This window comes from Anaerosacchariphilus polymeriproducens (assembly GCF_003363435.1).
In the GTDB taxonomy this organism is placed as follows: Bacteria; Bacillota; Clostridia; order Lachnospirales; family Lachnospiraceae; genus Anaerosacchariphilus; species Anaerosacchariphilus polymeriproducens.
Genome location: NZ_QRCT01000009.1, coordinates 70,190 through 84,269, shown reverse-complemented (window position 1 = coordinate 84,269; position 14,080 = coordinate 70,190). Strand labels below are relative to the sequence as shown.

General features: G+C 33.6%; 12 protein-coding genes. 5 read left to right on the top strand and 7 right to left on the bottom strand.

From position 1 onward, the window contains the following. Positions 1 to 27 precede the first annotated feature (27 nt). The 5 genes from DWV06_RS01655 to DWV06_RS01635 all read left to right on the top strand — a co-directional run bounded on the left by DWV06_RS01655 (position 28) and on the right by DWV06_RS01635 (position 3,565). Positions 28 to 939 carry an AraC family transcriptional regulator gene (locus DWV06_RS01655; protein ID WP_115480444.1) on the top strand — a complete coding sequence of 304 codons (912 nt, stop codon included), beginning with the start codon at positions 28 to 30 and terminating at the stop codon, positions 937 to 939. Between the two features lie 22 nt (positions 940 to 961). Continuing rightward, the gene (locus DWV06_RS01650) at positions 962 to 1,387 is read left to right on the top strand and encodes a DUF3788 domain-containing protein (RefSeq protein ID WP_115480443.1); all 426 of its coding nucleotides are present in this window, start codon (positions 962 to 964) and stop codon (positions 1,385 to 1,387) included. A 207-nt stretch (positions 1,388 to 1,594) separates the two neighbouring features. Further along, entirely contained in the window at positions 1,595 to 2,239 is a 645-nt protein-coding gene (locus tag DWV06_RS01645; protein WP_115480442.1) for a hypothetical protein, read from the top strand. Further along, positions 2,236 to 2,874: a hypothetical protein gene (locus tag DWV06_RS01640; RefSeq protein WP_115480441.1), complete on the top strand. Its 639-nt coding sequence runs from the start codon at positions 2,236 to 2,238 to the stop codon at positions 2,872 to 2,874. The genes DWV06_RS01645 and DWV06_RS01640 overlap by 4 nt, the downstream gene beginning before the upstream one ends. Positions 2,875 to 2,896: 22 nt before the next feature. After that, on the top strand, positions 2,897 to 3,565 hold the full coding sequence (locus DWV06_RS01635; RefSeq protein ID WP_162300540.1) for a hypothetical protein: 669 nt from the start codon (positions 2,897 to 2,899) through the stop codon (positions 3,563 to 3,565). 47 nt (positions 3,566 to 3,612) lie between these two features. On the opposite strand, the gene DWV06_RS01630 is transcribed toward DWV06_RS01635, so the two are convergent. From DWV06_RS01630 to DWV06_RS01600, 7 genes are all read right to left on the bottom strand, one after another. Continuing rightward, complete coding sequence (locus DWV06_RS01630) at positions 3,613 to 7,845, bottom strand: 2-hydroxyacyl-CoA dehydratase (protein WP_115480439.1); 4,233 nt, start codon at positions 7,843 to 7,845, stop codon at positions 3,613 to 3,615. Between the two features lie 118 nt (positions 7,846 to 7,963). After that, positions 7,964 to 9,238: a nickel-dependent lactate racemase gene (gene larA / locus DWV06_RS01625; RefSeq protein WP_115480438.1), complete on the bottom strand. Its 1,275-nt coding sequence runs from the start codon at positions 9,236 to 9,238 to the stop codon at positions 7,964 to 7,966. A 24-nt stretch (positions 9,239 to 9,262) separates the two neighbouring features. Continuing rightward, complete coding sequence (locus tag DWV06_RS01620; RefSeq protein ID WP_115480437.1) at positions 9,263 to 10,660, bottom strand: FAD-binding oxidoreductase; 1,398 nt, start codon at positions 10,658 to 10,660, stop codon at positions 9,263 to 9,265. Next, a complete protein-coding gene (locus DWV06_RS01615) occupies positions 10,650 to 11,861 on the bottom strand; it encodes an electron transfer flavoprotein subunit alpha (RefSeq protein ID WP_115480436.1) in 1,212 nt (403 codons plus the stop codon). Before DWV06_RS01615 ends, DWV06_RS01620 begins: the two co-directional genes overlap by 11 nt. A gap of 16 nt (positions 11,862 to 11,877) precedes the next feature. After that, the gene (locus tag DWV06_RS01610) at positions 11,878 to 12,666 is read right to left on the bottom strand and encodes an electron transfer flavoprotein subunit beta/FixA family protein (RefSeq protein WP_115480435.1); all 789 of its coding nucleotides are present in this window, start codon (positions 12,664 to 12,666) and stop codon (positions 11,878 to 11,880) included. Between the two features lie 146 nt (positions 12,667 to 12,812). After that, positions 12,813 to 13,502, bottom strand: coding sequence for a FadR/GntR family transcriptional regulator (locus DWV06_RS01605; protein ID WP_115480434.1), 690 nt, complete (start codon positions 13,500 to 13,502; stop codon positions 12,813 to 12,815). 103 nt (positions 13,503 to 13,605) lie between these two features. Further along, positions 13,606 to 14,073: a VOC family protein gene (locus DWV06_RS01600; protein ID WP_115480433.1), complete on the bottom strand. Its 468-nt coding sequence runs from the start codon at positions 14,071 to 14,073 to the stop codon at positions 13,606 to 13,608. Positions 14,074 to 14,080: the final 7 nt, after the last annotated feature.

The following is a 14,080-nucleotide window of genomic DNA, read 5'->3' as shown; positions in this document are numbered from 1 at the left end:
TATCCTAATTTACAAGGAGGTGCTTATATGCATGCATGGGAACAAATACAAATAACTGTTGACTACATCGAGGAACATCTTTCAGAGAATATTAAAATTAATGATTTGGCTAAAATGGCTTCGTTATCACAGTTTTATTACCAAAGACTTTTCAGCAGATTGGTAAAAAAACCAGTAAACGAGTATATCAAATTACGCCGCCTGGCTAAAGCATCGGAAGCTTTGCAGACTGAGAATAAAAGAATTCTTGACATCGCTTTGGATTATGGTTTTACTTCTCATGAAAGTTTTACACGATCTTTTAAAGATGCTTTTGGTATCCCACCGGAAGAATACCGTGCTAATCCTATCCGCCTTAATAATTTTGTAAAACCGCAGCTACTATTAAATTATACTTTGGTCGATGAAAACGTACCCTTGATTACAGATGGAATTGTTCTTGAAATTACAAGGGAACACATATCCTCACAGAAGACTTTCATTGGACTTACCGTAGAAGAACCTATTACCCAAATGCCGGGATGCGGTGAAACAGGAGTAGATTCATTGGCAAAACTCTGGGATACTTTTCACGAAAGCAAGGCTTCCATTCATGGAATCAAAGAGAATGGTGAAGAAATTGGTGTAACTTTTACCGGAACAAAAGATGGCTGCTATCGCTATTTCGCCGGTGCTGAAGCTAATGCTCCTGAAACAGCTGAAAATTTTACTACATGGGAATTAGCGAAAGGTGAATATATTGTTTGCTCTTTTGACGCTGAGGATTTTGAACATCTTATAATGGACGCCGTATATAAGGCTCATAAATATTTGTTTGAAACATGGCTCCCCAATCATAAAATGATTTCTATGCCTTTCGCTGTGGAACGTTATGCCAGTCATACTCCAAAAACCACCTGCATGGAGATTTGGGTGATGTCTGTACCTGTAACGAAGTAATCATTTAAAAGGATGTGTAAACATGGAATGGAATTTAATGTATCATAAAAACAATCCTCCTACCTTGAAGGATATTGACGATTATGTAAATTCTGAACTTTGGGGAAAGCTGAATTCTAATTTACAAAACACATATTGTGTTCAGCCAAAACTTTCCTACAGTCAATGCTCTATGCAGCCCGGCTGGAATATAAAATATCAAAAAAGTGGAAAATCTTTGTGTACGCTCTACCCAATGGAAGGATTTTTTATTGCCCTTGTGGTGGTCGGAAACAAAAATCGACAAGAAACTGAATTCATGTTACCTTTATTTAGTAAATATACCCAAGATTTATATCAAAATACCGTTTTTTCTACCGGAGGGTGTTGGCTCATGATCCATGTAACAGGTCTTGAGGTATTAGAGGATGTAAAAAGTTTAATTCAAATACGAATGAATACAAAATAAACAGATTAAAGGGCCGCATCTGCGGTCCTTTTCACGTATGTATTTAAATAATAGTAAGTTTTTTTGCATATTTTCTTATATTTTGTCGTAAAAAAATCCCCTCTTATATTTTACATAATTATTGACTTCATTTTTATCTTTTGATAATCTCAAGCTTGTATAAAAGAAAGGAGACATAATTCTATGATAAATTTAAGGAGGGGTACATTGACAAAAAAAATTATTAGTTTATTTTTTACTGCTATTCTAATTGCTTTATTGATTCCTGATTTTGCTTTCGCAGAAGATAAACCAAGTATTATTGATAATAATACTAATTTAGAGATTCAACAAAATTTCATTTTAGTTAAAGAGATTTCAGATTTTAAGTATGATTATATGGTAGTTGACAATAATACTTTTCTTACAGATTACATAAAAGAAACTAAAATTGATTTTACAAATCTTTTAGAAAAAATAAAAACATCGAAAGACTGTATTGTTGTTGGAACATACAAACAAAGTTTTAAAAATAATAATTATTTGTATCATGATCTTTTAGATAAAGTTTCTGATTCTATATATAAAAATTGTTGCAAATATTCATCTGATTATAATAAAGAATATTTAAACACTTTATTATTAAAGGAATTTGGAAATGAATTAAAGGCCGGTAATACTTGTTCTAAAACATTCTTATTTGTAACTCAAAACAAAAAAACCGGTGCTTTTATGTCTTTAACACCAGTAAATATCGAAATGAATGCAACAAAAAATATTTCTGGTAAGTTTTTTAAACACTCCACTATCACATATAGCGCCGAAATCAAATCTTTGACTTATTTGAAATTGCTGAAAGAGGTGAAAGAATGAAGAAAAAACTATTTAGTCTATTTTTAACTATAATTTTGTTTAATCTTACAGTTATTTCAAAGTCATATGCAGCAACTGAATATACAACATTATCACAAGGAAATGATTTTCTATATCAAATAGCATCTTATTCAGAAGCAGCAAAAGCTTTGGAGATATACAAAAAATTTGAAGCAGGTATCACAACACAAGGATTTAATTATGATACATTAGTAAAAGACTATAATATGATTCCAACAGGTGTCATAAATTCTGATATCAATCAAGGTGGAGCTAATGTTGGATATGTCATGTCTAGAATTGAAGAATTATTTAAAAATAATCTTAAATGTATCTTAGATAATAATACATTAAATGTTTTTCATAATATAATACAAACTGGATTTAATGCCGGTACCTCTAAGGAAAATTACGTTATTTTCTCAAGAAAATCAGGAAAGTCTCATACTTATGTTTTTAAATTATTAGCTGGTTCTTTGAAAAAAGAAGGGAACAAAACTAAATTAACGATAGTCCCTGCTGAGATAACTGTTAACGTTAAAATATCTGTAAAAAGAATTTTTGGCATAAAGATTAAAAATAGTAAACACTATGATGTTCATGTCAATGCAAACTCTTATGTTTATCAATATTAAAAATCAAAAAGGAGAAATAAGTATGAAAAAAATCTTAAAAACGATTTCAGCAATTTGTATGGCTTTTATTATCTGTTCAAATTCTGTATCTGCTGAAAGTATTACGACATTTGGAGATATGACCCAGATCATTAATGCTGATAATATGCAATATGCACCTCAGCTCATGGAATTTGCAACTGTACTTCAAGTTGGATTTGAAAAAGAAGACTTAAAATATGATTTTGCAAAATTAATTCAAACAGTCAAAAGCGATCCTTCTAAAACTATGGCAGTTGTTGGTACTCTTAATCATACCATAAATAAAAGTAGCGCAAACTATGTAGAAATGAGTGATGCTGTTTCCAACGTTCTATTAAACGTTTTAAAATGTAAGCTTACTCCGGAGTCTAAAAATATATTTGCTAATGCAATCAAAGAATGTTTTGAAGCTCCACAGAATAATAAATCCGGCTATAGTTTTATTTATTCTAAAGAATCCGAGAATAATTGTACTTATAAATGTAATGTGTTGTTTGCAATAAAAGATCAAACTACCGGAGTTTTTATGTACGGGTTGCCTATTAGTTTAACTATATCACTTAATAAAAGCAAACAGAAAGTCTTTGGTATAACTGTGAAGGATAAACAGAATTATTCTGTTAAAGTAGAAGCAGTTGAAGTTCTTAAATTAGCTCAAAAAGTTGGTTGAAAATATTGTAGCTCGGTCTTTCGACCGAGCCATCAATTTTTTCAAATCTATTCTTTCTTTAAATTCTTTTCCGCTACGGATAACATTAATTTTATTCTGTTCAGTTGATTGACTTTTGAGATACCTGGGTCATAATCAATTGGTATGATATTTGCTTCCGGGAATTTCTCTTTCAATGGTTTTATCACTCCTTTTCCCATTGCATGATTAGGAAGGCATGCTAATGGCTGTACACAGACAATATTATTTATTCCCTGATTCATGAACTCAAGCATTTCTGCAGCAATAAGCCAACCCTCACCAGTCTGATTCCCTAAAGAAATGATTGGAGAAACCATTTTCGCCAATTTGTCTATTTTCTCCATTGGTAAAAACCTAAGACTCTGATCCATCTCTTTCTTTACTACATTACGATATTTCATAATATAAGAAGTAGCAAAATCACATATCTTCATTGTATACTTCTCCCCTGCAAGATATTTATATTTAAATTTTGAATTAAAAGTACAATATAAAATAAAATCTGTAAGATCAGGTATGACTGCTTCTGCCCCACCTTGTTCCAATATACTTACGATATCATTATTAGCAGTCGGGTTATACTTTAAGTATATTTCACCTACAATACCTACTTTTGGCTTTTTTATATCAATTATTTCAAGACTTTCAAACTCGTGTATAATATTTCTAATATTACTATTAAATATCCGTCTGCTTCCATTCCTAATATTATCCTTTGCTTTCAAATTCCATTTTTCATAAAGTAATTGTGCCGAACCCGGAACCTTTTCATAAGGTCTTGTCCGAAAAAGTGCTTTCATAAATAAATCTCCATAAATTAATGCCATGATACTTCGATTTATGAATCGGATGGATAATGAAAAACCAGGTTGTTTTTCTAACCCTGCAACATTCAGTGAAATAATAGGAACCTTCTCAAAGCCGGCTTTTTTCAGTGCTAATTTTAAATAAGCAATATAGTTAGTAGCCCTGCAGCCACCACCAGTCTGCGAAATTATAACAGTCGTATGATTCAAATCATACTTACCTGATTTTAAAGCCTTAATCATCTGTCCTATCACTATGATCGCGGGATAACAGGCATCATTATTAACATATTTCAAGCCTTCCGCTACAGCAGATGGATCCATTGCCGGAAGAAATTCCATTTTATACCCACAGGTTCTTGCGGCTTCTTGTAATAATTCAAAATGGTACGGTGCCATTTGTGGTGCCAAAATAGTATGATATTTTCGCATTTCTTTTGTAAAGATTTGATTACCATAAGATATATTTTCTTTTTCTAGCTGATAAGTATTACGTTCCCTTTCTTCCATTGCTGCTTTTAAAGAACGAATTCGAATCTTAGCTGCACCCAGATTATTTCCCTCATCAATTTTCAACATCGTATACATCTTACCTCCTGTGGCTAGAAGTTCTGATATTTGATCCGTCGTTACTGAGTCAAGTCCACAGCCAAAGGAATTTAATTGAATTAATTCCAAGTACGACTCTTCGGCCACGAAAGCTGCTGCACGATATAACCTGGAATTATATACCCATTGATCTACTACTCTTAATTTGTGTTTGAGTACTGCCAAATGGGAAATGCTGTCTTCAGTTAACACCGCCATTCCATAAGATGTTATCAAGTCTGAAATACCATGGTTGATTTCCGGGTCTATATGATATGGTTTTCCACATAAAACAATTCCCTTCTTCTTATTTTTTTTCAAATAAGATATCGTTTCTTCTCCTTTTTGCCTAATGTCCTTTTTATATTCTTCCCTTTCTTTAAACGCTGCAAGTACTGCCATTTTGGCTTCCCGGAGCGTTACTTGAAATTCTTTAAATTCCTCAATAATGCGTTTTGTAAGTACTTTTTCATTATCAAGAGATAAAAATGGGGAAATTAACTTCACGTTATTCTTTTTTATTTCATCAACATTACACTTAATCACTTCCGGATAAGAAATTACAACAGGACAATTATAGTGGTCATTGACATCTTTATATTCTGTTTTTTCATACACAACACAAGGATAGAAAATCGTCTTAACTCCTTTATCCAACAAATCCATAATATGTCCATGACAAAGTTTTGCAGGATAGCATACAGATTCTGATGGAATTGTCTCCAACCCCTTCTCGTAAATCTTTTTGCCGGAAGGAGAAGATAAGAATACGGAAAACCCTAATTTTGTAAGAAGTGTAAACCAAAACGGATAATTTTCATACATGTTTAAAACTCTTGGAATACCTATTACTCCTCTTTTTGCTTCGTTAGGAGCTAACGGCTTATAGCAAAAGGTTCTTCGATATTTATATTCATATAAATTCGGTAACTTCTCTGTTTTCGATTTTTCTAATTCTAAACCTTTTTCACAACGGTTTCCTGTGATAAAAGACTCTCCGGTTGAAAATTTATTTATTGTAAGCAGACATTGATTCAAACACTTTTTGCATCGGCGATTGGATGATTCTGTATGAAATTCAGATAAGAGCTCCTTAGATAGCAAAGAAGTCGTTTCGCCCTCTTGATAGCGTTCTTTTGCAATTAGCGCTGCACCGTATGCACCCATTAATCCCGCAATTTCCGGTCGAACCGCTTCTTTACCCGATATTAGTTCAAAACTTCGTAAAACAGCATCATTATAAAAAGTACCGCCTTGAACGATAATTTTCCTTCCAATATCATTTTCATCCCTGATTTTAATTACTTTGTAAAGAGCATTTTTGATAACTGAGTAAGAAAGTCCGGCTGATAAATCAGAAATTTTAGCTCCTTCTTTTTGTGCCTGCTTTACTTTGGAATTCATAAATACCGTACATTTCGTACCTAAATCTACAGGAGCCGATGAATACAAAGCTTCCTGGGCGAATTCATCTACCGTCATATTGAGTGAGGATGCAAATCCTTCCAAAAAGGAACCGCATCCAGAAGAACATGCTTCATTTAATAAAATGCTATCAATCGCACCTTTCTTTATTCTAAGGCACTTCATATCTTGTCCGCCAATATCAAGAATAAAATCAACCCCGGGTAGAAAATACTGTGCTGCCTTATAATGAGCTACTGTCTCAATTTCACCTATATCAACATGCAGCGCAGCCTTTATCAAAGCCTCTCCATAACCAGTCACAGTACATTTTGAAAGAGTTGCCTCTAACGGAAATTTATCATACAATTCTATTAGTAAACTTATTATCTTTTTCAATGGATTTCCTTCATTGCTTCCATAGTATGAATATAGAAGCTCGTCATCTTCTCCAATTAATGCGACTTTAGTTGTCGTTGACCCTGCATCAATTCCTAAATATGTCCTTCCCTTATAGTTTGATAAACTACCTCTTTTTACTAGAAAGCGCTTATGTCTGTTTAGAAATAATTGATATTCTTCTTTGTTCTTAAATAAAGGCTGTAATCTTCCAACTTCTTTCTCCGATAAATCCTTGATCCCTTCCACTTGATTTACCAGTTCCTTTAAAGAAATTTGGTTCTCTTCTTCTGAGGAAAGCGCTGCTCCTATTGCTACAAATAACTGTGAATGCTTAGGAATCATCGCATCTTCATCCTTTAATTTAAGACTTTCAATAAACCTTTGTCTTAGTTCGGACAGAAAGTAAAGCGGCCCCCCTAAGAAGGCTACTTTCCCCCGAATAGGTTTGCCACAGGCCAGTCCGCCAATCGTCTGGTTTACCACTGCCTGGAAAATTGAGGCTGCAATATCTTCTTTTCTTGCTCCATCATTTATTAGTGGTTGTATATCTGTTTTTGCAAAAACTCCACATCGTGAGGCAATAGGATATATTACTTTATATCCTTTTGCATACTCATTTAAACCAGCTGCATCTGTATTAAGCAAAACTGCCATCTGATCAATAAATGCTCCTGTTCCTCCTGCACAGCTGCCATTCATTCTTTGCTCCATTCCACCTTTGAAATACGTAATCTTTGCATCTTCGCCGCCTAATTCGATGACAACATCCGTGATCGGAATAAAAGTTTCTACCGCTTTCGCACAGGCAATGACCTCCTGAATGAATTTTATATTCATCCATTCAGAAATGGAAAGCCCTCCGGATCCCGTGATACTTATTTGTAATTGAATATTACCGAGCTTTTTGAAGCAATTCTTTATTAATTGAATCAGTGTATTTTTAATATCTGATAAATGCCGTTTATATTCACTAAAAACAATACTATCTTCTTCATCTAACACTACTAGTTTAACGGTTGTTGAACCTATATCTACTCCGATTTTATAAGTTTGCTGCATTGTTGATACCTCAATCATAAATTTGTTTAAATTGTAATAATACTTTCTTAATTACATTGTATAATTGTATTATTTACCAATTTATACATTTAATTCATTTTAAATTATGATTGATACGTCATCTGACCACAACAGATACTCCATCCGGTATGACTGTTATTTTTGCATCCTTTCCTTTTATCAAAAAAGCTTTTTCCAATGCTTCTTCTACTGTAAATGCATGCTCCATATGCATTTTTTTAATCATTTCAGGGTCACACATATCCGAAACTAATATCACTGTATGCATATTGAGTATGCGGGCAAGAATTTGAAATTCCCACTGGTCTGGTATTGTTTCTGTTCTTCCTACTTTCATGACCTTATCAAGAATCTCTTTCGGACTACCTGTATTAGCCATACTTTCATAAAAAGATTTCCCACCATGACCATCATTACAAGCAGAAACCATAATGATAATTCCGCCTTCCTTGCAAGTTGCTTCTGCTGCAGTCATTCCTTTTACCGATTGATATATATTTTGATCGAGAGGATATCCACCATTTGTTGTTATAATAATATCTGATTTCACTGCTTTTACAGATGCAAGATTCATAACAAATTTACATCCTTCTTCGTGTGCCAGCTGGCAATCTCCTGCAAAAGCATTGATAACTTTTTTCTCACTATCGATAACTACATTAAGTATAAAAGCAAGTTTCGCCTGTTTAGCCGCATAAAGCATATCCTTATGAATTGGATTGTTTTTAATAACTCCTGTTCTGGCATATTGACTTGCTATAAACTCAGAGCAATGGTTTGCCATCACTGTTTTTGCTGAAGCAACTCCAGGAAGAATACTCTTTCTACCTCCTGAAAATCCTGCAAAAAAATGTGGTTCAATGAATCCCTCTGAAATTAATAATTCAGTTTCCATAGCCAACTTATTGAGCCATAATTCTCCACCGGAAGGAAGCGTTCCTACTCTTATAACACTGTTTTCATCTTCTGATAAATGATTTAAGATTATCTCATTCTCTACGATTTGTTGTCCAAACTTTTGTATCATTTCCTGCCTTGTTGTAGGCCTGTGAAAACCAGTGGCAATTAATATTTTAATATCAATATTGGGGTTTGCATTTCTAATCCTTTTAAGTAGTATAGGCATTGTCACTTTACTCGGTACCGGTCTTGTGTGATCACTGGTTATGATAACCATATTTTTCTTTCCTTTAACCAGTTCTTCTAAATGAATACTTCCAATCGGATTATCCAAAGCTTTATTAATTATTTCTTCCTGATTATCTTCTGCTTTATAACTATGTACTTTTGATTCCAATATTGCCCTTAAATTTCTATCAGGAATATTTATTTCTAAAATTTTTTTCGAATATGGTAATTTAATTCGTGCCATACAATTCCTTTCTCTAAATTATAATTACTGACAAACCTTACCAGGATTTAATATATTTTTGGGATCAAATGCTAATTTTATATTTTCCATTAATTTTAGATATTCTGGACCGTATTGTTCCAACATATAAGATTTTTTTGCAAACCCGATTCCATGTTCACCTGAAACTAATCCTTTTAATTCTCTTGATTTGCTATACATTGCTTCAAATACTTCCTTCCGCTTTTGTTCCCACTCTTTATCGGTAAGGTCATCCTTTAATATATACACATGTAAGTTGCCGTCGCCTGCATGGCCAAAACTTCTGATTCTTATATGAAATACCTTTTGCAGTTCATCTGTATACTTAATAAATTCAGCAACTTTGTTCCTCGGAACAACTACATCACATTCATCCATATCTGTTGTTGATGCTTTAACAGCTTCAAGAAAAACGCCTCTTGCTGACCAAACTGCATCTTTTCTTTCATCGGTATCAGCGATAAATACATCAAGAGCACCTTCTTCAATACAAATATTGGCTACTTTTTCATACGCTTTCTCAATATCTTCCTTACTATTGCCATCAAAAGTTAACAAGAGATAGGCATCTGAAGAATTGTCAGGAAACTTTTTCCCCAAATACTCTTCGGCAGCTAATATAACTTCTCTTTGCATAAATTCGATCGCTGTTGGTGCAGCTTTTGATTTAACAATTTTAGGTACCGTGCTTATTGCCATATCCAAATTTGGAAAAGGTACTAATAAAGATATTGCCAATGGGGGAAGAGGAATTAGTTTTAAAATAACCTTAGTGACAATTGCCAATGTTCCTTCTGAACCACATATTAAATCTTTTATACTATAACCGGATGAATTTTTAACTACTTTTCCACCGACATTAAAGATTTCTCCATTAGGAAGTACTAGTTCAAGCCCTCTTATGTAATCTCTGGTGACTCCATATTTCACTGCTCTCATTCCACCAGCATTCGTATTGATGTTTCCCGCAATTGTTGCAGATTTTTCACCCGGATCAGGAGGATAGAACAAATCATACTCTTCAACAAATTCACTGATTTCCATCAAAAGAACTCCTGGTTCAAGAGTCAAGGTTAAATTTTCTTCATCAATTTCAATTATTTTATTCATTTTAGCCATATTTATCATAATTCCGCCATAAATCGGCACAGATGCTCCAACCAATCCTGTTCCTGATCCTCTGACTACAACAGGTATTCTATTATTATAAGCATATTCCATGATTATGGAGACTTCTTTTGTCGTAAGTACTTCAACTAATACATCTGGCATTTTGCTTATTCCGCCCAACTCGTCATGACTAAAATCACTACTTATTTCTTTTCCTGTAAATACTCTGTCTTTAGCTAATATGGATACTAAAAATTCGATATCCACAGCATCAATTCTTTTATAATCCATAATTTGCACCAAGCCTCCTTAATTTAATATCATTCACTAATTGAGGAACGATATCATAAATGTCTCCTACAATTCCATAATGCGCTACATTGAATATTGAGGCATTTTCATCTTTATTTATTGCAAAAATACGTTCTGAGTTATTCATTCCTGCTACAAATTGAACGGCTCCTGATATACCAAGTGCTATCAATAACTTTGGTTTCACCGTTCTACCGGAGAGTCCGATTTGTTTCTTAGCATCTATAAGACCATCTTCCACTAATGGTCTTGTACCAGCTATCTGCGCATGAAGAAGTTCTGCTAATTCTTCTATCATTGTCATATCTTTTTCTGACTTTAAAGCTCTTCCAACTGCAATAATAACATCTGCTTCTGATATATTTTCTTCCACTTCTTTTTTGCTAACGTTCAGTACTTTTATATTGGACTCTAATTTTTCTTTATCTATATCACATCGTGTTATTTTGCCTTTTGGAGTACACTGTTTCTCAGGCGCATTCATAATCTTATATCTTACTGTTGCCATTTGTGGCCTCGTATTAGGACATATGATCTGCGCCATAATATTACCTCCAAAAGCTGGTCTTATCTGCACAAGATCTGTATTTTCTTTCATTTCAAGGATTGTGCAATCAGCTGTCAATCCTGTTCTGAACCTTGTAGCGACTCTTGGTGCAAGAGACCGTCCAATCGTTGTTGCTCCAACCAGTATAGAAGATGGTTTGACTTTATTGATAAAATCTTCAAAGGCCGCTGTATAGGATTCAATTCTAAAGTCTTCTAATTCTTCGTAATCGTATACAAATATTTCATCAACTCCATAATAAAGTAACTCTTTCGCCTTATCCGCAATATTGTGACCAATAAATACACAATATACCGGATAGTCAACAACAGCCGCAAGCTCTCTGGCTTTACCAATAAGTTCCATTGTCACAGGATGTATCACGCCTTCGACATGATCGACATAGACTCCTATTCCCTTCCATAAACTCTTATCAACTGTTTTTCCTTCTGATTCTACAAATTCCATCACTCCTGCAGGACCATTTTTCACACATAATTTGCACATTTTGCAAGCTGCATTAATTTCAATTTTTCCAGCTTTATATTCTATAGCACCAAAGGGACAAACTTTTAAAAATTCTTCTATATCTGACTTATTTAATTTCCCTTGATTACATACTAATTTACCCATAAAATCCCACCTTTTCTTATATAAATTTTAGTTCTTTGAGTTTTGAGGTAATTTTTAAACTTAGCTGCTCACTATTACCTGTCCATGTTTCTCTATCATTATTAACAGCTGGAGGAAATATTCTTTCAACTTGTGTCGGAGATCCACTAAGTCCATATTTTTTTTCTTCTTTATCTTCCAAATCATCAAGGGTCATTACTTTAATTTCTCTATTAGATGTAACCAACTTTTTCTTAAAGGATGGCAGTCTTGGCTGGAAAATATCCTTTTCTACCGTTAATAAACAGGGAAATTTAATTTCGGCTACTTGTATCGTATCGGGCATATCCATCTCTACAATTACAGATTTTTCTTTTACCTCTACTATTTTCAAAACATTTGTAATATGCGGAATTCCAAGGTATTCTGCCATTTCCGGACCCACTTGAGCCGTATCACCGTCTGTTGTTTGCTTTCCACATAAGATAAGGTCAAAATCACCCATTTTTTTTACGCCCTGAGATATGGTATAGGAGGTAGCAAGAACATCAGCTCCCGCAAACTTTCTATCCGTTATTAAGGCCCCTTCGTCTGCCCCCATCATATATGCTTCTTTGATAACATCTTTTGCTTGGGGTGGTCCCATGCTTATAACTTTAATGAAACCACCCTGTTGTTCTTTTAATTTTAACGCTGTTTCTAAAGCATAAAGATCGTAAGGGTTCATTTTTGAATCTACTCCATCCCTTTTCAAGACACCTGTAACAGAGTCTACTTCAACTTTTGATGTCCCGGGAACTTGCTTGATACAAACTATCATTTTCATACTTATTCCTCACATTCTTTTATTGGTATTATGGTCTGACCAGTTTACGGGTTTATAATAACATATGATTTAAGATATATCAATATGTATTATAAATTTTTCCAAATCTTTTGTATCGCTTATTCTTACTAAATTGTTTATTTATATCACTTTGTATACTTACTTGTATAATCTAGATGCTCCCGCATCGCCTTTCTAGCAGCATCAGAACCGTGTTCCTCTATCGCTAAATATATCTTTTTATGCTGTGAAAATAGTTCCTTTTTATTTCCTTGATCATTAATTATTAATTTTCTAGTATCCTTAATAAAATCATCTAAAAGTATAGAGACACTCCTAAGAATGTTATAAATTAACACATTGTCTGAAAACTCAGCAATCTTATAATGAAACTCTTTATCAATGGCTGCATTAATTTCTTCGACCTCACATTTTTCAAAACGTTCCATTATTTCTTTTAATTCTTTTAATTGTTCCTCCGTTATGCTCTTCGCGGCTAGACCTGAAGCCTCAACCTCCAGAATCTTTCTGAATTCCAAAATATTTTCCGGACTGATTCCTTCTAACATGAACATAATGGATAAAGGTTCAAATAAATTATCTTGAAAACTTGATTTTATATAATTACCTTCCCCTTGTCTGCATTCTATCAAACCAATCACTTCTAAAGCTCGTAGAGCTTCTCTAATAGAAGCTCTACTCACCTGTAATTGTTCAACTAAATCCCTCTCAGAAGGAAGTTTGTCACCCTTATTCAGAGTGCCTTGATTAATCATATCTTTTATTTGTTCTATCACCTGTTCATAGACCTTTGTATTTTTTATTGGACTAAACATCTTACCCTCCTACTTCAGTTGTATATGCATTTTAAATTATTATAACAAAACTGCCTTTTAAAATATAGTCCTTAATACAAAAGCTGTTATCTGTCTCAAAATCTTAATCAATGCACTCCTGAACAAACTTTAATGGAACATCCATACGTTTTGCCGTTTCTTCTTTTGTCATACCACTATCTAAAAATCTTTTACATACTAATTTTATATTTTCACCAACTTCAATAATATGGCCATCGTGATCATAAAATCGAACTACTCTCTGTCCCCAAGGCTGCTCTTCTACAGGATGTACATAACTAACTTGATTTAGTTTTTCAAGTTTCTCTATAAATCCGTCAAACTCATCTTCTTCAAAGTAAAGCTCCGCATCATTGGCACCAAAACTAATATTTTTCTCATCCTTTTTTATAAACTCTTTCCAGCTTTCCAGAGTCTGTAAAGCTATACCTCCAGTTAATGTAACATTTGCACCTAAATCCATAATTGGTCTTAAACCCAAAACTTCCTTATAAAACTTTTTGGATTTTTCCATATCAGTTACAACTAACAAAATTGCATTATACTTCATAAATAAT

Bases quoted from the DNA above. Each gene is read 5' to 3' on its own strand.
- DWV06_RS01655 (WP_115480444.1), top strand. From the start codon at position 28: ATGCATGCATGGGAACAAATACAAATAACTGTTGACTACATCGAGGAA.
- DWV06_RS01650 (WP_115480443.1), top strand. From the start codon at position 962: ATGGAATGGAATTTAATGTATCATAAAAACAATCCTCCTACCTTGAAG.
- DWV06_RS01640 (WP_115480441.1), top strand. From the start codon at position 2,236: ATGAAGAAAAAACTATTTAGTCTATTTTTAACTATAATTTTGTTTAAT.
- DWV06_RS01635 (WP_162300540.1), top strand. From the start codon at position 2,897: ATGAAAAAAATCTTAAAAACGATTTCAGCAATTTGTATGGCTTTTATT.
- DWV06_RS01630 (WP_115480439.1), bottom strand. From the start codon at position 7,845: ATGCAGCAAACTTATAAAATCGGAGTAGATATAGGTTCAACAACCGTT.
- larA (WP_115480438.1), bottom strand. From the start codon at position 9,238: ATGGCACGAATTAAATTACCATATTCGAAAAAAATTTTAGAAATAAAT.
- DWV06_RS01620 (WP_115480437.1), bottom strand. From the start codon at position 10,660: ATGGATTATAAAAGAATTGATGCTGTGGATATCGAATTTTTAGTATCC.
- DWV06_RS01615 (WP_115480436.1), bottom strand. From the start codon at position 11,861: ATGGGTAAATTAGTATGTAATCAAGGGAAATTAAATAAGTCAGATATA.
- DWV06_RS01610 (WP_115480435.1), bottom strand. From the start codon at position 12,666: ATGAAAATGATAGTTTGTATCAAGCAAGTTCCCGGGACATCAAAAGTT.
- DWV06_RS01605 (WP_115480434.1), bottom strand. From the start codon at position 13,502: ATGTTTAGTCCAATAAAAAATACAAAGGTCTATGAACAGGTGATAGAA.
- DWV06_RS01600 (WP_115480433.1), bottom strand. From the start codon at position 14,073: ATGAAGTATAATGCAATTTTGTTAGTTGTAACTGATATGGAAAAATCC.